The following is a 22,915-nucleotide window of genomic DNA, read 5'->3' as shown; positions in this document are numbered from 1 at the left end:
TTAGCGAGTAATGCCGCGAGTCGACGACTGGATGGATTCCAGAAACACCGCCACTTCCGGATACTGAGCAGCCGGCTCTGCGAGCTGGGCGATTGCCTGATCGACCGTCAAGCCCTGGCGATACACGACTTTGTAAGCCCGACGCAGCGCGTGAATGGCTTCCTCGGTGAAACCCCGACGGCGCATGCCTTCGAAGTTCATGCTCCGCGCCTCGGCGGGGTTGCCAAAAACCGTCACGAACGCAGGAACATCCTTGCCGATCGCGGTGCCCATTCCGGAAAAACTATGGGCGCCGATGTGGCAGTACTGATGCACAAGGGTAAAACCGGACAAAATTGCCCAGTCATCAACGTGCACATGCCCCGCCAACGCAGTGTTGTTGACCAGAATGCAGTTGTTACCGATGACACTGTCATGACCGATGTGGGCGTAAGCCATGATCAGGTTGTGATCACCCAGCGTGGTCTCGGCGCGATCCTGCACGGTGCCACGATGAATCGTCACACCTTCGCGAATCACGTTGTGATCGCCGATGACCAGACGAGTCGCTTCGCCTTTGTACTTTAGATCGGGCGTGTCTTCGCCTACCGAGGAAAACTGGTAGATACGATTGTGTTTGCCGATCCGGGTCGGACCACGCAGGATCACGTGAGGCCCGACCACTGTACCCTCGCCAATTTCCACACCGGCTCCGATGATCGACCACGGGCCGACCTCAACATCATCAGCCAGAATGGCTGTCGGATCGATGATTGCGCGAGAGTCAATCAAACTCATAGTTTACGTTCCGCACATATGATTTCTGCGGAGCATACCGGCTTGCCGTCAACAGAAGCCTGGCATTCGAATTTCCAGATTTGACGCTTGCAGCTGATGAACTTCGCTTCAAGAATCAACTGGTCGCCCGGCAGCACTGGCTGACGAAAACGCAGCTTGTCGGAGCCCACGAAATAGTAAAGCGTGCCATCGGCAGGCTTTACGTCAAGCATTTTAAAACCAAGGATACCGGCTGCCTGGGCCATCGCTTCGATAATCAACACGCCCGGCATGATTGGATGCGCAGGAAAGTGACCATTGAAGAACGGCTCATTGATGCTGACATTCTTATAGGCACGAATGCTCTTGCTCTCAACATTCAGATCCACCACGCGATCCACCAGCAGGAACGGGTAGCGGTGAGGCAGGTATTCGCGAATTTCGTTGATGTCCATCATTTCGAGGGGAAGCCTGTAGTAAAGATTGGGAGTGCGCGACGAGTGCGCAGCACTCCTCAGCAGATCAAGGAGGCAATTTATCGGTCATGCACGCTTGATATGAAAAAGGTGTCAGCCATCAGATGAAGCATTAACGCCTGAGGTCACGGCCTCGACCATCTTTTCCAGCTTTTGCAGCCTGCGCGCCATGTCATCGATCTTGCGAATGCGGGCTGCGCTTTTACGCCATTCAGCGGCCGGCTGCATCGCCGTACCGGAGGAATAGGCACCTGGTTCGGTGATCGAATGCGTCACCATGGTCATGCCGGTGATGAATACGCCGTCGCAGATTTCGATATGCCCCACCAGGCCAACACCGCCGGCCAGTGTGCAATGCTTACCAATCTTCGTGCTTCCGGAAATCCCCACGCAGGCGGCCATGGCGGTGTGATCACCAATCTGCACGTTGTGGGCGATCTGGATCTGGTTGTCCAGCTTCACACCATTACCGATCCGGGTATCAGCCAGCGCGCCACGGTCAATGGCGGTATTTACGCCAATTTCCACGTCATCGCCCACAAGAACACCGCCAATTTGGGCGATCTTGCGCCAGATCCCTTTTTCGTTGGCAAAGCCGAAGCCTTCACCCCCCAGCACCGCGCCCGACTGGATAACCACGCGCTCGCCGATGCGCACATCGTGATAAAGCGTGACCCGCGGGGCAAGCCAGCCATCTTCACCGATTTCGCAGCGCTCACCAATGAAGCAATGAGCACCGATGGTGACCCCCGCTGAAATCCGCGCACCGCTTTCAATGACGGCAAATGCTCCGACACTGGCAGCAGGATCGACGAATGCATCCTGCGCAACAATGGCTGTCGGATGCACACCAGGGACAGCCTTGGGCTTGGGATCGAACAGATGGGAAATCCGGGCATAGGCCAGGTAAGGGTCTGGCACCAGCAACGCATTCCCAGCGAACAACTCCGCATCCGCGGGCTTGAGCAGCACGGCACACGCCTGAGTGTCGGCGAGAAACTTACGGTATTGCGGGTTTGCCAGGAAGCTGACATGACCAGGGCCGGCCTCTTGCAAAGTGGCCAGCCCGGTTATTTCTTTATCCTCGGCGCCACGCAAGGTGGCACCCAGGACCTCGGCCAATTGACCGAGCTTGATGGATACAGTCATGACTTACTTCAGCTGATTCATGCGCTCGATGACCTGGCGAGTCACGTCGTATTGTGGCTTGACGTCAATCACAGCGCCGCGTTCGAAGACCAGGTCATATGCACCCTTCTTGATCACTTCTTCCACGGCCTTGTCCAGCTTCGGCTTGAGCTGCTTGAGCATCTCGCGGTCGGCGACGGCTTTGGCTTCGTTCAGTTCTTTGGACTGGAACTGGAAGTCACGGGCCTTTTGCTTGAATTCAAGCTCCAGACGCTCGCGTTCAGGCTGGGCCATTTTGTCGCCGCCGCTCACGAGACGGTCTTGAATACCTTTGGCGCTGCTTTCCAGGGACTTGAGTTTGGTCAGTTGCGGACCGAACTTCTTCTCCGCGTCAACGGCGTATTTCTTCGCCGCGTCCGATTCCAGCAATGCCATCTGATAGTTCAGCACGGCAATTTTCATTTCGGCAAACGCCGGGCTTGCAACCAGAACGGTTGCCAGCAGTACCAATTGAGTCAACTTACGCACGATCTACTCCTACGGAATTCGTTGTCATGAGCTAAGACCAGACCCTTAAAAGGTCTGACCAAGGGAGAACTGGAATACTTGAGTTTCGGTGTTGTCGTCCGGTTTCTTGATCGGCATCGCCAGAGCAAAGCTCAATGGGCCAAGCGCGGTGATCCAGGTGACACCCACACCAACGGAGCTTGCCAGACCGGAAAGATCGACGTTGTTGCATTCGACTTTTTTACCATTGAGCGTCTTGGAGGACTCGCAATTACTGTCGAAAACGTTACCCACGTCCCAGAACACGGAGGTCCGCAGAGAACGCTGATCCTTGATGAATGGCAGCGGGAACATCAGCTCGACACCGCCCTGAACCAGCACGTTGCCCCCGAACGGCAGTGGATCCTGATCCGGGTCCTTCAGGGTCCCGGGCCGACCTACTCCGGTCACAGGATCTACACCCTGACTAGGCGTACTGCGCGGACCCAGCGTGCTGTCCTTGAAACCGCGAACCGAGTTGAAGCCACCGGCGTAGTAGTTCTCGTAGAACGGCAGACCGGAGGTCGAACCGTAGCCATCGCCATAACCCAGCTCGGTGTGCAGACGCAGGGTGTAGTTGTCGCTGAGGGGGTGGAAATACTGACCACGGTAATCAAGCTTGAAGAACGACAGGTCGCTGCCTGGCAGCGTGGATTCCAGCACCAGACTTTGCGAATGACCGCGAGTCGCCAGCACACCTTTGTTCAAGGTGGACTCGGACCAGCCAGCAGACGCCTTGAAGTTCAGGTACTTGTCGCCTTCCTTGTCAACGAAATCGAAAATCTCGTCAACCGTGTAGGTACCGGTCTTGATTTCATCCTGCTGCGCAGTCAGGCCAAAGGTCAGACGCGATGTCTCACTGATCGGGTAGCCCATGCTGACGCCAGCACCCAGGCTGTCCACCGCATAGCTTGCCACGTCGACGTCGAGGTCATCGTAGTCGGTGGTGCGGTAGAACGCGTTGTAACCCAGGCTCACACCATCGGCGGTCCAGTACGGATCGACGTAGCTGAAGTTGTAGCGGCTCTGGTATTCGCTTCGGGTCAGACCGATGCTGACCTTGTTACCGGTACCGAGGAAGTTGTTCTGGCTGATCGAACCACCCAGGATCAGGCCGGCGCTCTGCGCGAAGCCGACACTGGCGGTGATCGAACCGGAAGCCTGCTCTTCAACGGCGTAGTTGACATCTACCTGGTCGTCGGTGCCTGGAACAGGCGGTGTTTCGACGTTGACTTCCTTGAAGAAGCCCAAGCGGTCAAGACGGGTTTTCGATTGGTCGATCAGGTAGGTCGATGCCCAGCCACCTTCCATCTGACGCATCTCGCGACGCAGCACGTCGTCAGCGGACTTGGTGTTGCCGCGGAAGTTGATGCGGTTCACGTAAGCACGCTTGCCAGGGTCCACCACGAAGGTGATATCAACCGTGTGATCTTCGTCATTGGGCGTGGGCACACCGTTGACGTTGGCGAAGGTATAGCCCTCGTTACCCAGTCGGCGGGTGATCAGTTCGGAAGTCGTGGTCATGACCTTGCGGGAGAAGACCTGACCCGGCTTGACCAGCAGCAGGGATTTGACCTGGTCTTCCGGCACCTTGAGGTCACCGCTGAGCTTGACGGACTTGACGCTGTATTTCTGGCCTTCGTTGACGTTGACCGTGATGTAGACGTGTTTCTTGTCAGGCGTGATGGATACCTGGGTCGAAGCGATATCCATATTGATATAGCCGCGATCGAGGTAATAGGAACGCAGACGTTCGAGGTCGCCGGAGAGTTTCTCACGGGCGTACTTGTCGTCGTTCTTGAAAAACGAAAGCCAGTTGGTGGTCTTGAGTTCGAAAAGACCGATCAGGTCTTCATCAGGGAAGACGGTATTACCCACCACGTTGATGTGCTGGATAGAGGCGACCGTGCCTTCGTTGATGTTGATCTTCAAGCCGACACGGTTGCGCGGCTGAGGGATGACTTCGGTCGCCACTTCAGCCGAGTAACGGCCCTGGGCAACGTACTGACGCTGCAGTTCATTACGCACACCTTCAAGGGTTGCGCGCTGAAAAATCTCACCTTCAGCCAGACCTGACTGTTTGAGACCTTTCATCAGGTCTTCGGTGGAAATTGCCTTGTTGCCTTCGATCTCGATGCTCGCCACGGACGGGCGCTCGACAACACTGATAACCAGCACATTCCCATCACGACCCAACTGGATATCCTGAAAGAATCCGGTTTTGAACAGTGAGCGAGTGGCTTCGACCAGACTACCATCATCCACTTGCTCGCCAACGTTCAGCGGCAGCGCGCCAAACACACTGCCGGCGGAAACCCGCTGCAGGCCGTTGACACGGATATCGGAGATGGTGAAGGACTCAGCGTGAACTTCGGCGATCATCAGTGCGGAAAGAACCGCAGTTAGCAGCAGACGTTTCATGAAGTCCTTTCTTATTCCAACTGGCAATAAACAAACTGCCGCAAAATGCGGCAGATTCGCAACTCAGCGAAGCTTTACAGTCGGCCCAGATCGTTGACCAGCGCGAGCAACATAACACCCACCACCAGACTGATACCGATCTGAACCCCCCAACCTTGAACCTTTTCCGAAAGGGGACGACCACGCGCCCACTCGATCAGATAAAACAGCAGATGCCCCCCGTCCAACACTGGAATGGGCAGCAAATTAAGAACACCCAGGCTTATGCTCAGATAAGCAAGGAAATTCAAGAAGTCACCCATGCCCGACTGGGCCGAAGCGCCCGCCACTTTAGCAATGGTTATCGGTCCACTCAAGTTTTTTACAGAGAGCTCGCCGAACAACATTTTCTTGAGGGAGTCGAGGGTCAGCACACTCATGGTCCAGGTGCGTCTCGCGCCCTCGCCCACAGCGGCTATCGGGCCGTAACTGACCTCGCGCAACATCTCCGGCGGCCAGTCGATGCCTTTGACGCCGGCACCCAGATACCCCGTGGCCTCCTTGCCTTCACCGCGCGCGGCCAGGGTCAGAGGAACATCCATTTGTGTGCCATCGCGCTCGACGCGCACTGTAATCTTCGCTTCAGGGCGTTCGCGCACGCGATCAACGACCTGCTGCCATTCGGTCAGCGGCTGACCATCCAGTGCCAGCAAGCGATCACCGGTCTTGAGGCCGGCAGCCTGTGCAGGGCCCTTGGGGTCCAACTCCGCCAATACCGGCGGCAGCGCCGGACGCCACGGACGAATGCCCAGGGATTTGATTGGATCCGGCTCGGCTGCGCCTTTAAGCCAGTTATGCAGCGTCAATTGGCGCGACGAATCAACCGTGGAACCCTGCTCGCGTACCTTGAGCTCGATCGTCCCGCTCTCACCCAGACGCCGCACGAGCTGAAGATTGACGGCCGACCAACCCGTCGTAGGCTCGCCGTCCACACCGACAATTTCCTGACCGGCACTCAACCCGGCCTGCTGGGCAATGCTGCCCGGCTCGACCGCACCGATAACAGGGCGCACTTGTTGGCTACCCAGCATTGCCAGCGCCCAGAAAAACACGATAGCCAAGAGAAAGTTGGCGGCCGGGCCAGCAATAACGATGGCGATACGCTGGTATACGGTTTTACGGTTGAACGCCTGATCCGCAAGTTCCGGCGGGACATCGCCCTCACGCTCGTCGAGCATCTTCACGTAACCGCCCAGCGGGATCGCGGCCACCACAAACTCGGTGCCTTGGCGATCGTGCCACCGGACCAGCGGCGTACCGAAGCCCACGGAGAAACGCAAAACCTTGACGCCACAACGCCGCGCCACCCAAAAGTGGCCAAATTCGTGAAAGGTCACCAGCACGCCCAGTGCAACCAGGGTGCCAACAATCATATAGAGCGCGCTCATCAACCTTCTCCAGTCGCGGACTCGGCAGGCGTTTCAGGCCCGCGCGTGAATGCGTACTTTCTTGCGTGTGCTGTTTATCGCCCGTTGCGGCTGAGCCACTGCTCAGCCAGAACGCGCGCTTTGGCGTCAACTTCGAACACTGCAGCGAGGTCTTTGACCTCCACAACAGGTTCAAGACTCAAAACCTCATCGATCATACTCGCGATCTCGGGATAACGGATGCGCCGATCAAGAAATGCAGCGACGGCGACTTCGTTTGCCGCGTTGAGCATTGCCGGGGCACTGTTGCCCGCCTGAGCGGCGAGACGCGCCAGACGCAGACAAGGGAAACGATCCTCGTCAGGGGCCTGGAAATCCAGGCGCGCGATACTGAACAGGTCCAACGGTGCTACACCCGACGCAATTCTGTCCGGCCACGCCAACGCATGGGCAATAGGCGTGCGCATATCCGGATTACCCAGCTGAGCAACCACCGAACCGTCGACATAGTCGACCATGGAATGGATCACGCTCTGCGGATGGATGACCACCTCGATCTGGTCGGGGCGCGCGTCGAACAGCCAGCATGCCTCGATCAGCTCCAGCCCCTTGTTCATCATGCTCGCAGAGTCTACGGAAATTTTACGTCCCATCGACCAATTCGGATGAGCGCACGCCTGTTCAGGCGAGACATCATGCAGTTCGGCCAGCGGCGTTTCACGAAACGGACCGCCGGAAGCCGTCAGCAGAATACGTCGAACGCCTACGGACTCCAGGCCACGGGCATAATCAACCGGCAAACACTGGAAAATCGCATTGTGTTCGCTGTCGATGGGCAACAGCACCGCGCCACTTTGCCGCACCGCCTGCATGAACAGAGCGCCGGACATCACCAACGCTTCCTTGTTGGCCAGCAGGACTTTCTTGCCCGACTCAACGGCTGCCAGGGTGGGCCGCAAACCCGCCGCACCGACAATGGCGGCCATCACCGTGTCCACCTGAGGATGGGATGCCACCTCGCACAGGCCGCGCTCCCCTACCAGAACACGCGTATCCAGACCGGCAGCAGCCAGGTCATCCTGTAACTTGCGGGCCGCATCCTGGGTCGGCAACACGGCAAAACGTGGCGTATGCCTGAGGCACAAAGCCAGCAATTCACGGGTGCGACTGAAGCCGGTCAACGCGAATACCTGATAGCGATCAGGATGACGCGCTATGACGTCGAGTGTACTCAGGCCAATCGATCCGGTTGCGCCAAGAATCGTAATCAGTTGCGGACCACTCACAGAACGCCCCACTCAGCAGCCCAGAGCAGCGCAGCGAAAACAGGGATTGCAGCCGTCAGGCTGTCGATACGATCGAGGACGCCACCATGCCCGGGCAAAAGATTGCTGCTGTCCTTGATACCGGACTCACGCTTGAACATGCTTTCGGTCAAATCGCCAACAACGGAAATAAACACGACGATGGCCGCTCCCAGCAGGCCGAATACGAACCCGGAGGCCGACCAGTCGCGAAACACGCCGACGACGGCAGTGATGACGAGGCTCAGCAGCAACCCGCCATAGACACCCTCCCAACTTTTGCCGGGACTGACCTTTGGCGCCAGCTTGCGCTTGCCGAATGCCTTGCCGGAAAAGTAGGCACCGATATCAGCCCCCCACACCAGGACCATCACCGAAAGGATCAGCCAATTGCCCAGCTCCCACTGCTTGATCAGCACCAGTCCCTGCCAAGCCGGCAGCAGGATCAACAGGCCGATCACCAATTTGCAGGCGGCGCTGGCCCAGTGCTCGCTTGAGGCGGGATAGGTCAACACCAGATACGTCGCCACCCCCCACCAGATCACGGCTGCGACCAGCACCCACGGCGCCAGCCCAGGCATCAGGTAAAGCAGAAACAGCAAGGCTGCCACAAAAGTGGCGTACGCCACCCGCGCGGACTGCTCGGCGAAGCCTGCCAGACGCGCCCACTCCCAGGCCCCCAACGTCACGACCAGACCAATGAACAGCGCGAAACCCGCGCCCTCAAGGAGGAAGAATCCACAGAGTGCGATTGGCAGCAGAATAAGCGCCGTGATGATCCGTTGTTTCAGCATTAAGCCCGGGCTCCAGCTTCTACCTGCTCGCTCGTTTTACCGAAGCGACGCTGGCGCGAAGCGAAATCGGCCAGCGCAGCGCGCATGGCATCGTGTTTGAAGTCCGGCCAGAAGAGGTCGGAGAAGTACAGCTCGGCGTAAGCCAGCTGCCAAAGCAGAAAATTACTGATGCGATGCTCGCCACCGGTGCGGATGCACAGGTCGGGAAGGGGCAGATCGCCCGTTGCCAGACAGGTTTGCAATAGCTCCGGGGTTATCTCCTCAGGCCGCAGATGCCCGGCCTGAACCTCGCGAGCCAGGTGCTGGGCGGCTTGGGCGATGTCCCACTGACCACCGTAATTGGCAGCGATCTGCAGGACAAAGCGATCATTGCCTGCCGTGCTCAATTCAGCTTCCCGCATGGCCGCTTGAAGCTCTGGATGGAATCGAGAACGGTCACCGATGATGCGCAAGCTGATGGCGTTTTCATTGAGACGCCGCGTTTCACGGCGCAGCGCCGTGAAAAACAGCTCCATCAAGGCACCCACTTCTTCCGCCGGCCGCTGCCAGTTCTCGCTGGAAAACGCGAAAAGGGTCAGCACTTCAACCTTGGCTTCGGCACACACCTCGATGACCGCACGAACGGCATCAACGCCCGCTTTGTGACCGGCAACACCCGGCAACAGACGCTTCCTGGCCCAGCGATTATTTCCATCCATGATGATCGCTACATGGCGCGGCACCGATGACGGTCCGGCCAGCTTAGTCTTTTCCATGAAAGCCCCGAACCCTTATACAGCCATCAGGTCAGCTTCTTTCTGCTTCACGGCGACTTCAATTTCAGCGACGAATTTATCGGTCAGCTTCTGAACGTCATCAGCGGCGCGACGCTCTTCGTCTTCGCTGATTTCTTTCTCTTTAACCAGATCCTTGAGTTGACTCAGCGCGTCGCGGCGGATGTTGCGCACGGCCACGCGGGCATCTTCTGCGGCGTCGCGAGCCTGCTTGGTGAAGCCCTTGCGGGTTTCTTCAGTCAGCGCGGGCATGGAGATCAGCAACAGCTCGCCCAGGTTGGTCGGGTTAAAACCCAGACCGGAGCTCTGGATCGCCTTGTCCACTGCAGCCAGCATGTTGCGCTCGAAAGCCACGACCTGCAGCGTGCGGGAGTCTTTGACGGTCACGTTGGCGACCTGGTTGAGCGGAGTGTCTGCGCCGTAGTACGGCACCATGACGCCACCGAGAATGCTTGGGTGCGCCTGGCCGGTACGAATCCGGCTGAACGCATGCGCCAGGGACTCTACAGATTTGTGCATACGCGCCTGAGCGTCTTTTTTGATTTCGTTGATCATTGTTGGCCTTCCTCGATCAGGGTTCCCTCAGCGCCGCCATGGACGATATTCAGCAGGGCGCCGGGCTTGTTCATGTTGAAGACACGCAGTGGCATCTTGTGGTCGCGGCACAGGCAAATGGCCGTCAGATCCATAACACCCAGTTTGCGATCCAGCACTTCATCGTAAGTCAGATGATCGAACTTCTCTGCATGAGGGTCTTTGAACGGATCCGCGGTGTAGACACCATCAACCTTGGTCGCCTTGAGGACGACGTCGGCGTCGATTTCGATCGCACGCAAGCAAGCGGCCGAATCGGTGGTGAAAAACGGATTGCCAGTGCCGGCGGCGAAGATTACTACTTCTTTGGCGTTCAGGTGACGCATGGCCTTGCGACGGTCGTAATGGTCGGTCACGCCCACCATGGAAATCGCCGACATCACGATAGCCGAGATATTGGCCCGCTCCAACGCATCGCGCATGGCCAGGGCATTCATCACAGTGGCCAGCATGCCCATGTGATCGCCTGTAACACGATCCATACCCGCGGCACTCAGGGCCGCACCGCGAAACAGATTACCACCACCAATCACCAGTCCGACCTGAACGCCGATGCCGACCAATTGGCCGACTTCCAGCGCCATGCGATCCAGAACCTTGGGATCGATGCCGAACTCTTCCGACCCCATGAGGGCCTCGCCGCTAAGCTTGAGTAGAATGCGTTTATAGCGAGCCTGATAACCACTGCCCTGCTGAGCCATTGCGAATCTCTCCTGCGGCGTCTTCTGAAAAAAAATCTGTGCAGGCACTTTAAGCCTGCGCTAACTCTAGCTCGACGCTGCGACAGCGTCGGAAGAATGCAGCCTTGTAAGCCACTTCTCCAAGGAAAACAAATACCTTTTCCTTTTTGCTTTTGACAAAGAGGCTGCGCGCGTGAGCGGGCAGCCTCTTTGGGGCGACAGTTGAAAAACCGTCTTACTGCTTGGCAGCAGCCAGTTGTGCAGCCACTTCGTCAGCGAAGTTATCAACTGGCTTCTCGATGCCGTCGCCTACCTTGAAGTAGGTGAAGGAAACGATTTCAGCACCGGCTTTCTTGGCCAGTTCACCGACCTTGACTTCCGGGTTCTTGACGAAGGCTTGCTCAACCAGGCTGGCTTCTGCCAGGAACTTGGTGATACGGCCGCCAACCATTTTTTCAACGATTTCGGCTGGCTTGCCTTTGATCTTGTCTTCGTTCAGCTGCATGAAGACCGCTTTTTCGCGCTCGATCGCTTCGGCAGAAACTTCCGAAGGCAGCAGGAACTCAGGATTGCTTGCCGCTACGTGCATGGCGATGTCTTTAGCCAGCTCGACGTTGCCGCCCTTGAGGGTCACCACTACGCCGATCTTGTTGCCGTGCAGGTAAGAACCTACAACGTCGCCTTCGATGTGGGCCAGACGACGAATATTGACGTTTTCGCCAACCTTGCCGACCAGTACCAGACGCGCCGCTTCCTGAGCTTCGATCAGAGGAGCTACGTCAGTCATCTTGTCAGCGAATGCTTTCTCAACGCTGTCAGCCACGAACGCCTTGAAGTCGTCCTGCAAAGCCAGGAAGTCGGTCTGCGAGTTGACTTCGATGATAACGGCAGTCTTGCCGTCGTCCTTGATTGCGATAGCGCCTTCAGCAGCAACGTTGCCTGCTTTCTTGGCTGCCTTGATGGCGCCGGAAGCACGCATGTCATCAATAGCTTTTTCGATGTCGCCGCCAGCCTTGGTCAAGGCCTTTTTGCAATCCATCATGCCTTCGCCGGTACGCTCGCGCAGTTCTTTAACCAACGCTGCAGTAATCTCTGCCATTTCAAAATCCTCTTGGATAGGTCTTAAACCATTCCACCCGACGGGTCGGGCGTACAAAATTCTTGAAAACACAGGGTGATGACCGAACATGACAACTGCGCCATGGCCACGTCAACACAGGGTTCTCGAGGTGGCAAAAAGGGGGCCAAGCCCCCTTTTTGCGTACTGAGTCAACGCCTGGCGTTAGTTACTCAGCCTTCAACCACGGCTGCTGCTGGAGCTTCTTCGACGAAAACGTCGGTGCCGCCAGCAACATTGTTACGACCACGGATTACAGCATCAGCCATCGAACCCATGTACAGCTGGATAGCGCGGATTGCGTCATCGTTGCCCGGGATGATGTAGTCAACGCCTTCAGGGCTGCTGTTGGTATCGACTACGCCGATAACAGGGATGCCCAGCTTGTTGGCTTCGGTGATTGCGATGCGCTCGTGATCAACGTCGATAACGAACAGCGCGTCTGGCAGACCGCCCATGTCCTTGATACCACCCAGGCTACGATCCAGCTTTTCCAGATCGCGAGTGCGCATCAGCGCTTCTTTCTTGGTCAGCTTGGCGAACGTACCGTCTTCAGCCTGGATTTCAAGGTCACGCAGACGCTTGATGGACTGACGAATGGTTTTGAAGTTGGTCAGCATGCCGCCCAACCAGCGGTGGTCGACGTACGGCGAACCGCAACGTGCTGCTTCTTCAGCAACGATCTTGCCAGCCGAACGCTTGGTGCCAACGAACAGAATCTTGTTTTTGCCCGAAGCCAGGCGCTCAACGAAAGTCAGCGCTTCGTTGAACATTGGCAGGGTTTTTTCAAGGTTGATGATGTGAATCTTGTTACGCGCGCCGAAAATGTATTTACCCATTTTCGGGTTCCAGTAACGGGTTTGGTGACCGAAGTGCACACCGGCCTTCAGCATATCGCGCATATTGACTTGGGACATGATAGTTCCTTGATAAGTCGGGTTAGGCCTCCACGTATCCCAATGACCAACCAGCGGCTTCAGGCCGAAGGCACCCAGGTCATCGTGTCGACACGTGTGTGGGTTTGAGCTTGCGGGGTATACCCCGGAAAGCGGCGCATTTTATACCACAAAACTCCAGATAACGAAACCCGGATTAAGCGCTTGTTCTCACACACTTTTATTGACGGGTTCGCGCCCCTATATAAGGAAGCCATGATCACCCGGCCTGTGACGGTCTGATAGAATCGCCGCTTTCCGTATTAGCTGCGCGCCTGTCGCGCCGAGAGAGTTCTTATGACAGTCACCATCAAAACCCCTGAAGACATCGAGAAGATGCGTATCGCCGGCCGTCTGGCTGCCGACGTTCTGGAAATGATCGGTGAACACGTCAAACCTGGCGTCACGACCGAAGAGCTGGACCGCATCTGCCATGACTATATCGTCAACGAGCAAAAGGCCATTCCTGCGCCCTTGAATTACAAGGGCTACCCGAAGTCGATCTGCACGTCGATCAATCACGTGGTCTGCCACGGCATCCCCAATGACAAACCGCTGAAGAACGGCGACGTGCTGAACATCGACGTGACCGTCATCAAGGATGGCTACCACGGCGACACCAGCAAAATGTTTCATGTCGGCAAGGTGCCGGAATGGGCAGAGCGCTTGTCGAAGATCACTCAGGAATGCCTGTATAAAGGCATTGAAATCGTCCGTCCCGGCACTCGCCTGGGTGATATCGGCGAAGTCATCCAGAAGCATGCCGAGAAAAGCGGCTTTTCCGTGGTGCGCGAATACTGCGGGCACGGCATCGGCAAAGTCTTCCATGAAGAGCCGCAGGTGCTGCATTACGGCAAGGCCGGCGATGGTATGGAGCTGGTAGAAGGCATGACCTTCACCATCGAGCCGATGATCAATCAGGGCCGCGCGGAAACGCGTCTGCTGGGCGATGGCTGGACCGCAATCACCAAAGACCGAAAACTGTCCGCACAGTGGGAGCATACGATCCTGGTGACCGCTGATGGCTATGAAATCTTTACCTTGCGCAGCGACGACACCATCGCCCGCACATCAGCCGGGGCCTGATTTCAAGTCTGACCCGTTGGCTCGCACGATCCCGATATAGCCCGATATAAACAGAAGGAAAGCAGTTCCATGCCGCAGGTGGATCCCGATTTGTTCGATCGCGGCCAGTTCCAGGCCGAACTGGCCTTGAAGGCAAGCCCTATCGCCGCTTTCAAGAAAGCCATCCGCAATGCGCGGGAAGTGCTGGATGCACGCTTCAAGTCGGGTCGGGACATCCGGCGGCTGATCGAAGATCGGGCCTGGTTTGTCGATAACATTCTGCAACAGGCCTGGGATCACTTTGACTGGAGCGAAGAAGCCGACATCGCCTTGCTGGCTGTCGGCGGCTACGGGCGCGGGGAACTGCACCCGTATTCAGACATCGACCTGCTGATTCTGCTGGACAGCGCCGACCATGAAGTCTTCCGCGAGTCCATCGAACGCTTTCTGACGTTGTTGTGGGACATTGGCCTGGAAGTGGGTCAGAGCGTGCGCTCGGTGGACGAATGTGCTCAGGAAGGCCGCGCGGATCTGACGGTGATCACCAACCTGATGGAAAGCCGCACGATTGCCGGGCCGGAACGACTGCGCCAGCGCATGCTGGAAGTCACCAGCCCGAAAGAGATGTGGCCGAGCAAGGAGTTCTTCCTCGCCAAACGTGCCGAGCAGAAAAACCGGCACCACAAGTACAACGACACCGAGTACAACCTGGAGCCCAATGTAAAAGGCTCTCCCGGTGGCCTGCGTGATATCCAGACCATTTTGTGGGTTGCCCGCCGCCAGTACGGCACGCTCAATCTGCATGCATTGGCGGGGGAAGGTTTCCTGCTGGAAAGCGAGAACAATCTGCTGGCGTCTTCACAGGAGTTCCTGTGGAAGGTCCGTTATGCGCTGCACATGCTGGCCGGGCGCTCTGAAGATCGCCTGCTGTTCGACTATCAGAGCAGCATCGCCGCCTTGCTGGGTTATCAGGACAGCGACGCGAAGCTGGCCATCGAGCGCTTCATGCAGAAGTACTACCGCGTGGTCATGAGCATCGCGGAGCTGAGCGATCTGATCATCCAGCATTTCGAAGAAGTCATTCTGGTGGAAGATGAAGGCGCAGTGACGCAGCCGATCAACTCACGCTTCCAGCTGCACGACGGCTATATCGAAGCAACCCGGCCCAACGTATTCAAACGCACGCCATTTGCCATGATCGAAATCTTCGTGCTCATGGCCCAGCATCCGGAAATAAAAGGCGTGCGCGCCGACACCATCCGGTTGCTGCGTGAGCACCGACACCTGATCAACGATGATTTTCGCCATGACATTCGCAACACCAGCCTGTTCATTGAGCTGTTCAAGTGCGAAATCGGCATTCATCGCAACCTGAGGCGCATGAACCGTTACGGCATTCTAGGGCTGTATTTGCCGGAGTTCGGGCATATTATCGGGCAAATGCAGCACGATCTTTTCCACATCTACACGGTCGATGCGCACACCCTGAACCTCATCAAACATCTGCGTAAATTGCAGTACGCGCAGGTTTCCGAGAAATTTCCGCTGGCCAGCAAGATCATGGGCAAGCTGCCCAAGCCTGAGCTGATCTATCTGGCCGGTTTGTATCACGACATCGGCAAAGGCCGCGGCGGCGATCACTCGGAGCTGGGTGCTGTGGACGCCGAGGCGTTTTGCGTGCGCCATCAACTGCCCACCTGGGACACCCGCCTGATCGTCTGGCTGGTGAGCCATCACCTGGTGATGTCCACCACCGCCCAGCGCAAAGACCTGTCCGACCCGCAAGTGATCCATGATTTCGCCCAGTTCGTGGGCGACGAAATCCATCTGGACTACCTCTACGTACTGACGGTGGCCGACATCAACGCGACCAACCCGACGCTGTGGAATTCATGGCGCGCCAGCCTGTTGCGCCAGCTGTACACCGAGACCAAGCGTGCGCTGCGGCGCGGCCTGGAAAACCCGGTGGACCGCGAAGAGCAGATTCGCCGCACCCAGACCGCCGCGCTGGACATCCTGGTGCGCAGCGGCACCGACCCGGACGACGTGGAACAACTCTGGTCGCAACTGGGCGACGACTATTTCCTGCGCCATACCGCGGGGGACGTCGCCTGGCACAGCGATGCCATCCTGCAACAGCCGGTCAACGGTGGACCGCTGGTATTGATCAAGGAAACCACCCAGCGGGAATTCGAGGGCGGCACGCAGATCTTCATCTATGCGCCGGATCAGCACGACTTCTTCGCGGTTACCGTGGCCGCGATGGATCAGTTGAACCTGAACATTCACGATGCCCGGGTCATTACCTCCAGCAGCCAGTTCACGCTGGACACCTACATCGTGCTCGACAACGATGGCGGTTCCATTGGCAACAATCCGGAGCGCATCAAGCAGATTCGCGACGGCCTGACTGACGCCCTGCGCAATCCGGACGATTACCCGACGATCATCAAACGTCGCGTGCCGCGCCAGCTCAAGCACTTCGCCTTTGCTCCGCAGGTCACTATCCATAATGACGCCCAGCGACCGGTCACCGTCCTGGAACTGTCTGCCCCGGACCGCCCGGGCCTGCTGGCGCGTATCGGCAAGATATTCCTGGAGTTCGACCTCTCGTTGCAGAACGCCAAGATCGCCACCTTGGGCGAACGGGTGGAAGACGTGTTCTTCATCACCGATGAAAACAACCAGCCGCTGTCCGATCCGCAACTGTGCCGGCAATTGCAGGACGCAATCGTCGAGCAACTCAGCGTCGATCAGGAACCCACGGGCGAATGGCGCCTCAGTATCTGATCCCCTTTTCTGACGAATCGATCAAACCGCGCTCGCTACATCGAACGCTTAGCTTTTGAGAACAGACCCATGAACAATGCGATGCAACTGCTTCAGCCCTACCCGTTCGAGAAGCTCCGCGCCCTGCTCGGCAGTGTGACGCCCAATCCGCACAAGCGTCCGGTCGCGCTGTCCATCGGCGAACCCAAACATCGCTCCCCGGATTTCGTCGCCAAGGCACTGGCCGACAATCTGGACCAGATGGCGGTCTATCCGACCACGCTGGGCATCCCGGCATTGCGCGAATCCATTGCGGGCTGGTGCGACCGGCGCTTCGGCGTGCCGGACGGCTGGCTGGACCCGGCGCGTAACGTGCTGCCGGTCAACGGCACCCGCGAAGCGCTGTTCGCCTTCACTCAGACAGTGGTCAATCGTGGCGACGATGCGCTGGTGGTCAGCCCGAACCCGTTCTATCAGATCTATGAAGGCGCCGCGTTCCTGGCCGGCGCGCAACCGCACTACCTGCCATGCCTGAGCGAAAATGGTTTCAACCCGGATTTCGACGCCGTCACGGCCGATATCTGGAAGCGCTGCCAGATCCTGTTTCTGTGCTCCCCCGGCAACCCGACCGGCGCACTGATTCCACTGGAGACGCTGAAAAAGCTGATCGCCCTCGCCGACGAGCATGACTTCGTGATCGCTGCCGATGAGTGCTACAGCGAGCTGTATTTCGACGAACAAACACCGCCAGCGGGCCTTCTCAGCGCCTGCGTGGCCCTGGGTCGCCAGGACTTCAAGCGTTGCGTCGTGTTTCACAGCCTGTCCAAGCGCTCCAACCTGCCGGGCCTGCGTTCAGGTTTTGTCGCCGGTGATGCGGACATTCTCAAGGCGTTCCTGCTGTATCGCACCTATCACGGCTGCGCGATGCCTGTGCAAACCCAATTGGCGAGTATTGCTGCGTGGAACGACGAGGAACACGTGCGCGCCAACCGTGCGTTGTACCGGGAGAAGTTCGACGCTGTGCTGGAAATTCTTGCGCCGGTCATGGACGTTCAGCGGCCGGACGGCGGCTTCTATTTGTGGCCGAATGTGGGCACCGATGACGCGGCGTTCTGCCGTGACCTGTTCATCGAGCAGCATGTCACGGTAGTGCCGGGCTCGTATCTGTCACGGGAAGTGAACGGTTTCAACCCGGGTGCCGGGCGTGTGCGGATGGCACTGGTCGCACCGCTGGCGGAGTGCGTCGAAGCCGCTGAGCGGATTCGCGATTTCGTTAGCCGCTAACGGCTTTGTGAAACAAAAACGCCGGGGCAAGCCCGGCGTTTTTAATGGTTACAACTTAGCGACCGTATACAACAGACTGCATCCGGCGTTGCGCCTCTTGCACTTGTTTAGCCTGAGCGTTCAGGTCTTGCAGCATGCCATTCAATTCCGCTTGCACTTTCGGATCACTCACGGCGACCTGCACACCCGAGACATCGATCTGCGCTTTGTGAGCATTGATGTAATCAGCGATCTTCACGCCGCTATCCAGCGTGCTGTTCACTTGCGGCACCACTTCAAGCAATGCGGTGGCGGGCAAGGTCACGGTCCTTTCATAGGCCTTGTCATAGACCACTTTCAACTCTGCTGGCTGCTTGAGCTGAGCGTGGGCAGCATCCGCCTTTGCCTGCTCGGTGGAGAGTTGCGCCACCATGTCGGTCAAGCCGACCTGCGCCGCCTTGATCTCATCACGCCGGGCAAGGACGTCATTGACCGAGCGGATTGCGCCTTTTTGAATCAACCCTTCGAGCGGCTTGGTTGCAGAGTCCATGCCTGAGTTGAAATCCGTGATGATCGCGTAGTGACCCGCGTAATCACCGAACGATTTGCTCTCATCCGGTGTCAGTTTCGGGACGTGAACGCCAGGCTTGTCGACGATGCGCGTTTGCAGAAATTGCGTGAACGCAGCACGCTGCTCGGGCTCTTTATCACCGCACGCGGCCAGCGCAAGCGGAAGAACCAATGCCAAAAGCAAGTGACGATGAAACAAGAACTTCATGTAATTAATCTCCAATGTGCACATCGATCGCCCCACGCACTTGCGTCGGCGCAGGGAGTTTAAGGGCTGAACCTGCGGGAAGCTACCCGCTGTCGCACTACATGGATGACGGGGCAGTACCCATCGACAATAATCGGGTCGAAAACCAGATCCGGCCTTGGGCTCCTGGACGCAAGAATCGGCTCTTCGCAGGATCGCTAAGTAACAGAAAATTGACGGCGGCGATTATAGGGTTGATCCAGTCTGCAAGGCTGATGGCATGATCGTTACGCTTATCTACAGGATATTCTCACGCGCCTGCCGACGCCGCGGGCGAGTGAAATCAATCCGTTGCTGCCGCATAAGTGGCAAGCGGTTTGATTACGCAAGGTATGAGGGCAGGACAGATACGTGCTTGCGCGGTACGGAAACTGCATTACCACGGCTAACCGCCAATTTGACGACGCCTAAATGAAGCTTGTTCCATTTATTTCAGCAAGATTGACACCTAAAGCGCTATCTAATTCGCTAATAGCGTTCATTGTTTTAGTCTGTGCTCTGTTGGTGCTCTCTACCGCCTGGCAGATGAAGCAGTCGGCAGATGAACGAGTGAACGCTGCTAAAATTTCTGTTTCGAACATTGTCCTTGCAGCCGAACAGCTCGCGCGTGACACGATGCTGCAGGCGGACAATACCCTGCGCGATATTGCTGAACGCGTGGCGCATGACGGTATCGTCGCTGATCAGCAGACTCGATTGGCGACATTGTTAGCCCGGCAGGTCGAAAGCATTGACGGGATTCAGGGCCTGTTCATATTCGGTGCTCAAGGCAATTGGGTAGCGAACTCTTTTTCTCATGGCTTACAGACCAAAAATAATAGTGACCGCGCCTACTTCATTTATCATCGTGACAACACTAGCCAAGCCATTCATATTGGATCCATTGTTGAGAGCAGGACGACGGGTGATATGGTAATCCCCATCAGCCGCCGTATTGACGCTTCTGACGGAACATTTGCAGGCGTAGCGCTAGCCACCGTTCCTGTAGCGTATTTCCAAAGCTTTTTTAAACGAGTGGATGTCGACAATGAGGGGGTCATCTTTCTCGCACTCGACGACGGCGAATTGCTGGCGCGGCGTCCGACCGTAGCTGCGTTGATGACAACCAATATTTCGAAGGGGGAAATTTTCAGTCGCTATCTACCGCACAGTGATAGCGGCACGGCGATCATTAAGTCGGTCGTAGATGGCGTAGAGCGGATATATGCCTATCGTCGTCTATCAGGCCTACCCGTAGTCGCTGCCGCTGGCGTTTCGTACCGTCAGGTGTTCGCGCCGTGGTGGTCGGATGTTTACCGGTCAATGACCGTAGTGGGCGTAATTATTTTAGCGTTAGCATTTCTAGGAGGATGGTTGTACCGCCAAATCCAGCAATTGCTAGTTGCAGAAAATGAGCTGAACTTTGCTCGTAACAAGCTGGAGGTTATTGCGATGACCGACAGCTTAACGTTATTGGCGAACAGACGGAGTTTCGATATCGCTTTGCAAAGAGAATGGGGGCGCGCCGTCAGAAACCAGTCAAGCCTGGCGGTGATTCTACTGGACATAGACTGGTTCAAACAATATAACGATCATTATGGCCATTTAATGGGAGATGATTGCCTCATTCAAATAGCCAACCTTATTGCGCAGAATGTCAGCAGAACATGCGATGTTGCTGCTCGTTACGGCGGTGAAGAATTTGTAATTTTGCTCCCCGACACGGAGCTTGCGGGTGCCCTCGTAGTGGCTGAGAAGGTCAGATTATCTATAGTGCAAGCGCAGATTCAACATTTAGCAAGCCCGCTTGGCATCATTACAATCAGCTCAGGCGTAGTTGCAATGTGCCCGCTTAAAGAAGAAACCTACAAAGATGCTCTGGCCGAGGCTGATCGTCTCCTTTACTGCGCCAAGTCTAAAGGGCGCAATTGCATAGAAGCCGATTTATCCAATCGCGACACATGGCTGATTTGCAACCGAGAGATATAGGTGAGGTGGCCACATAGTTTTCGCAATGCTGTCGGTGAATGTGGCGACGGGCAGCACCAGGCAATCGCACAGGCGTGGTTGGGCTTGCACGCCGAAATCAAGTCGTGCGACAAGGAGGAGGCATGGCGCACACTTGAATATGCCCAGTACGCGGAAGAAATTGACCACGACGGGCTAAGACGGGCGCCAGACTCCGGATCAGTAAAAAAGCTGCGTCTGGAGTGCCTCGACCTGGAGCCGGGCAATGTAATAAAGCAATGCCGTAACCGTGTTCTGTCACAACACTTAATACATCATAGCCGCACGATCAGTCGCGCGAGGGCGGGAATGCCAGTGGTGCTCGACACCCTGAGCAAGGAGTTTTCCACACCAGGGATCGAGCCGCAGCAGCAATGGGCGTGAGACTGCCCACCTTTATGAAAAGCGCTCACTTGCTGCAAGGCTACACACAGCCCCGGGAGTCGCGACCCGCAAATACTGCTCGGGCACCGGTCTGCCAGATGACTGACCTCTACCGATACAGCCGAGGCAAGGAGTGGTTCGACGTGGCATAATCATGGGCTGATTTTCCGGGGGATACCGGGGAAGCGTTGGAAATCACACAAGGGACTCTTATCAATCAATGACTTACACCTTATTTGGCATCAAAGCCTGCGACACCATGAAAAAGGCTCGCACCTGGCTCGATGAAAAAGCCGTGAGTTACGATTTCCACGACTATAAAGCTGTCGGCATCGACCGTGAGCACCTGACCCGATGGTGCAATGAACACGGCTGGCAGGTTGTGTTGAACAGAGCCGGGACTACCTTTCGCAAGCTCGATGACGGACAGAAGGCCGATCTCGACCAGGCCAAAGCGATAGAACTGATGCTGGCACAACCGTCGATGATCAAGCGCCCAGTGCTCGATCTCGGTGACAAAACCCTGATTGGTTTCAAACCCGACTTGTATGCAGCGGCCATCCGATAAGCCAAAGCGCTATCGATGGTCCTTTAATCAGTAAAGAGGTATTTGCATGTCCACTACCCTGTTCAGCGTGGCCTTTGGCGTCGGCACTCAAAATCGTCAAGGCACGTGGCTGGAAGTCTTCTACGCCCAACCACTGATCAACCCGTCCGACGAGCTGGTCGCGGCCGTGTCCCCGATTCTGAGCTACACCGGTGGCAACCAGGCCATCGCGTTCAACACCGACACCGCCCTGAAGCTGGCTGACGCTCTGAAATCCGTCAACAGCACCCAAGCCGCCTTGCTGACCCGCCTGGCCGAAAGCCACAACCCGCTGGTCGCGACCCTGCTTGCCGAGGATGCGCCGCTGACCTCGACACCCGAGGCCTACCTCAAACTGCACCTGCTGTCCCACCGTCTGGCCAAGCCACATGGCTTGAACCTGACCGGGATTTTCCCGCTGTTGCCCAACGTGGCCTGGACCAGCCAAGGCGCTGTCGACCTGAGTGAGCTGGCCGAACGTCAGCTGGAAGCGCGCCTCAAAGGCGAAGTGCTGGAAGTGTTCTCGGTGGACAAGTTCCCGAAAATGACCGACTACGTCGTGCCGAGCGGCGTGCGTATCGCCGACAGCGCTCGCGTGCGTCTGGGTGCCTACATTGGTGAAGGCACCACTGTCATGCATGAAGGCTTCGTCAACTTCAACGGCGGAACCGAAGGCCCGGGCATGATCGAAGGCCGTGTTTCGGCAGGTGTCTTTGTTGGCAAAGGTTCGGATCTGGGCGGTGGTTGCTCCACCATGGGCACGTTGTCCGGTGGTGGCAACATCGTGATCAAGGTCGGCGAAGGCTGCCTGATCGGCGCCAACGCCGGTATCGGTATCCCGTTGGGCGACCGCAACACCGTTGAATCCGGCCTGTACGTCACTGCGGGCACCAAGGTGGCGCTGCTGGACGACAAGAACCAGTTGGTCAAAATCGTGAAAGCCCGCGACCTTGCCGGTCAGCCAGACCTGCTGTTCCGCCGCAACTCGCAAACCGGCGCCGTGGAATGCAAAACCCACAAGTCGGCCATCGAGCTGAACGAAGCGCTGCACGCTCACAACTGAGTGATACTGCGTCCGGGTTCGCGCCTGCTCTGCGGGCAGGCCGAACCCGATT

The 22,915-nt window shown here is 57.1% G+C and carries 21 protein-coding genes and 1 pseudogene; 8 read left to right on the top strand and 14 right to left on the bottom strand.

The genetic code is table 11. From position 1 onward, the window contains the following. The 13 genes from lpxA to rpsB all read right to left on the bottom strand — a co-directional run bounded on the left by lpxA (window position 1) and on the right by rpsB (window position 12,912). Window positions 1-777 (bottom strand): acyl-ACP--UDP-N-acetylglucosamine O-acyltransferase, encoded by a 777-nt coding sequence (lpxA, locus tag ACP7B0_RS10950; RefSeq protein WP_426141320.1) that lies wholly within the window; start codon window positions 775-777, stop codon window positions 1-3. Further along, window positions 774-1,214, bottom strand: a complete 441-nt coding sequence (gene fabZ / locus ACP7B0_RS10945) for a 3-hydroxyacyl-ACP dehydratase FabZ (RefSeq protein ID WP_426141318.1) — start codon at window positions 1,212-1,214, stop codon at window positions 774-776. Before fabZ ends, lpxA begins: the two co-directional genes overlap by 4 nt. A 111-nt stretch (window positions 1,215-1,325) precedes the next feature. Continuing rightward, window positions 1,326-2,381, bottom strand: coding sequence for a UDP-3-O-(3-hydroxymyristoyl)glucosamine N-acyltransferase (gene lpxD / locus ACP7B0_RS10940; RefSeq protein WP_426141317.1), 1,056 nt, complete (start codon window positions 2,379-2,381; stop codon window positions 1,326-1,328). 3 nt (window positions 2,382-2,384) lie between these two features. Then, window positions 2,385-2,888 carry an OmpH family outer membrane protein gene (locus tag ACP7B0_RS10935; RefSeq protein WP_426141316.1) on the bottom strand — a complete coding sequence of 168 codons (504 nt, stop codon included), beginning with the start codon at window positions 2,886-2,888 and terminating at the stop codon, window positions 2,385-2,387. Window positions 2,889-2,933: 45 nt separating this feature from the next. Beyond that, window positions 2,934-5,327 carry an outer membrane protein assembly factor BamA gene (bamA, locus tag ACP7B0_RS10930; RefSeq protein WP_426141315.1) on the bottom strand — a complete coding sequence of 798 codons (2,394 nt, stop codon included), beginning with the start codon at window positions 5,325-5,327 and terminating at the stop codon, window positions 2,934-2,936. A gap of 74 nt (window positions 5,328-5,401) precedes the next feature. Then, a complete protein-coding gene (gene rseP, locus ACP7B0_RS10925; protein ID WP_426141314.1) occupies window positions 5,402-6,754 on the bottom strand; it encodes a sigma E protease regulator RseP in 1,353 nt (450 codons plus the stop codon). Window positions 6,755-6,828: 74 nt separating this feature from the next. Further along, window positions 6,829-8,019, bottom strand: a complete 1,191-nt coding sequence (gene ispC, locus ACP7B0_RS10920; RefSeq protein ID WP_426141312.1) for a 1-deoxy-D-xylulose-5-phosphate reductoisomerase — start codon at window positions 8,017-8,019, stop codon at window positions 6,829-6,831. After that, entirely contained in the window at window positions 8,016-8,831 is an 816-nt protein-coding gene (locus ACP7B0_RS10915) for a phosphatidate cytidylyltransferase (RefSeq protein WP_426141311.1), read from the bottom strand. Before ACP7B0_RS10915 ends, ispC begins: the two co-directional genes overlap by 4 nt. Continuing rightward, on the bottom strand, window positions 8,831-9,586 hold the full coding sequence (gene uppS / locus ACP7B0_RS10910) for a polyprenyl diphosphate synthase (RefSeq protein ID WP_426141310.1): 756 nt from the start codon (window positions 9,584-9,586) through the stop codon (window positions 8,831-8,833). The genes ACP7B0_RS10915 and uppS overlap by 1 nt, the downstream gene beginning before the upstream one ends. Before the next feature lie 15 nt (window positions 9,587-9,601). Next, window positions 9,602-10,159, bottom strand: a complete 558-nt coding sequence (gene frr, locus ACP7B0_RS10905) for a ribosome recycling factor (protein ID WP_426141309.1) — start codon at window positions 10,157-10,159, stop codon at window positions 9,602-9,604. Then, entirely contained in the window at window positions 10,156-10,899 is a 744-nt protein-coding gene (pyrH, locus tag ACP7B0_RS10900; RefSeq protein ID WP_003172271.1) for a UMP kinase, read from the bottom strand. Before pyrH ends, frr begins: the two co-directional genes overlap by 4 nt. Window positions 10,900-11,113: 214 nt before the next feature. Beyond that, a complete protein-coding gene (gene tsf / locus ACP7B0_RS10895; RefSeq protein ID WP_426141308.1) occupies window positions 11,114-11,977 on the bottom strand; it encodes a translation elongation factor Ts in 864 nt (287 codons plus the stop codon). A gap of 191 nt (window positions 11,978-12,168) precedes the next feature. Next, on the bottom strand, window positions 12,169-12,912 hold the full coding sequence (gene rpsB, locus ACP7B0_RS10890) for a 30S ribosomal protein S2 (protein ID WP_426141307.1): 744 nt from the start codon (window positions 12,910-12,912) through the stop codon (window positions 12,169-12,171). A 315-nt stretch (window positions 12,913-13,227) separates the two neighbouring features. Here rpsB and map point away from each other — a divergent pair, with 315 nt between their 5' ends. From map to dapC, 3 genes are all read left to right on the top strand, one after another. After that, entirely contained in the window at window positions 13,228-14,016 is a 789-nt protein-coding gene (map, locus tag ACP7B0_RS10885; RefSeq protein ID WP_426141305.1) for a type I methionyl aminopeptidase, read from the top strand. Between the two features lie 69 nt (window positions 14,017-14,085). Then, window positions 14,086-16,785 carry a [protein-PII] uridylyltransferase gene (locus ACP7B0_RS10880; RefSeq protein WP_426141303.1) on the top strand — a complete coding sequence of 900 codons (2,700 nt, stop codon included), beginning with the start codon at window positions 14,086-14,088 and terminating at the stop codon, window positions 16,783-16,785. 69 nt (window positions 16,786-16,854) lie between these two features. Then, window positions 16,855-18,048: a succinyldiaminopimelate transaminase gene (gene dapC / locus ACP7B0_RS10875; RefSeq protein WP_426141302.1), complete on the top strand. Its 1,194-nt coding sequence runs from the start codon at window positions 16,855-16,857 to the stop codon at window positions 18,046-18,048. A gap of 55 nt (window positions 18,049-18,103) precedes the next feature. Here dapC and ACP7B0_RS10870 read toward each other — a convergent pair whose 3' ends face one another. Next, window positions 18,104-18,805 (bottom strand): DUF3053 domain-containing protein, encoded by a 702-nt coding sequence (locus ACP7B0_RS10870; RefSeq protein ID WP_426141301.1) that lies wholly within the window; start codon window positions 18,803-18,805, stop codon window positions 18,104-18,106. 89 nt (window positions 18,806-18,894) lie between these two features. Here ACP7B0_RS10870 and ACP7B0_RS10865 point away from each other — a divergent pair. The 5 genes and pseudogenes from ACP7B0_RS10865 to dapD form a co-directional block, all read left to right on the top strand. Next, window positions 18,895-19,165 (top strand): annotated as a pseudogene (locus ACP7B0_RS10865) (IS66 family transposase); the annotation flags it as partial. A 90-nt stretch (window positions 19,166-19,255) separates the two neighbouring features. Next, window positions 19,256-20,812, top strand: a complete 1,557-nt coding sequence (locus tag ACP7B0_RS10860; RefSeq protein WP_426141300.1) for a diguanylate cyclase — start codon at window positions 19,256-19,258, stop codon at window positions 20,810-20,812. 84 nt (window positions 20,813-20,896) lie between these two features. Further along, entirely contained in the window at window positions 20,897-21,214 is a 318-nt protein-coding gene (locus ACP7B0_RS10855) for a hypothetical protein (RefSeq protein WP_426141299.1), read from the top strand. Window positions 21,215-21,434: 220 nt separating this feature from the next. Continuing rightward, window positions 21,435-21,782 carry an ArsC family reductase gene (locus tag ACP7B0_RS10850; RefSeq protein ID WP_426141298.1) on the top strand — a complete coding sequence of 116 codons (348 nt, stop codon included), beginning with the start codon at window positions 21,435-21,437 and terminating at the stop codon, window positions 21,780-21,782. Window positions 21,783-21,828: 46 nt separating this feature from the next. After that, the gene (gene dapD / locus ACP7B0_RS10845; RefSeq protein WP_426141297.1) at window positions 21,829-22,863 is read left to right on the top strand and encodes a 2,3,4,5-tetrahydropyridine-2,6-dicarboxylate N-succinyltransferase; all 1,035 of its coding nucleotides are present in this window, start codon (window positions 21,829-21,831) and stop codon (window positions 22,861-22,863) included. Window positions 22,864-22,915 lie beyond the last annotated feature (52 nt).

This window comes from Pseudomonas sp. DWP3-1-2, from assembly GCF_049896285.1.
Lineage (GTDB): Bacteria > Pseudomonadota > Gammaproteobacteria > Pseudomonadales > Pseudomonadaceae > Aquipseudomonas.
Note: the sequence above shows the minus strand (reverse complement) of the source record. Positions and strands in the feature narration are given on the sequence as shown.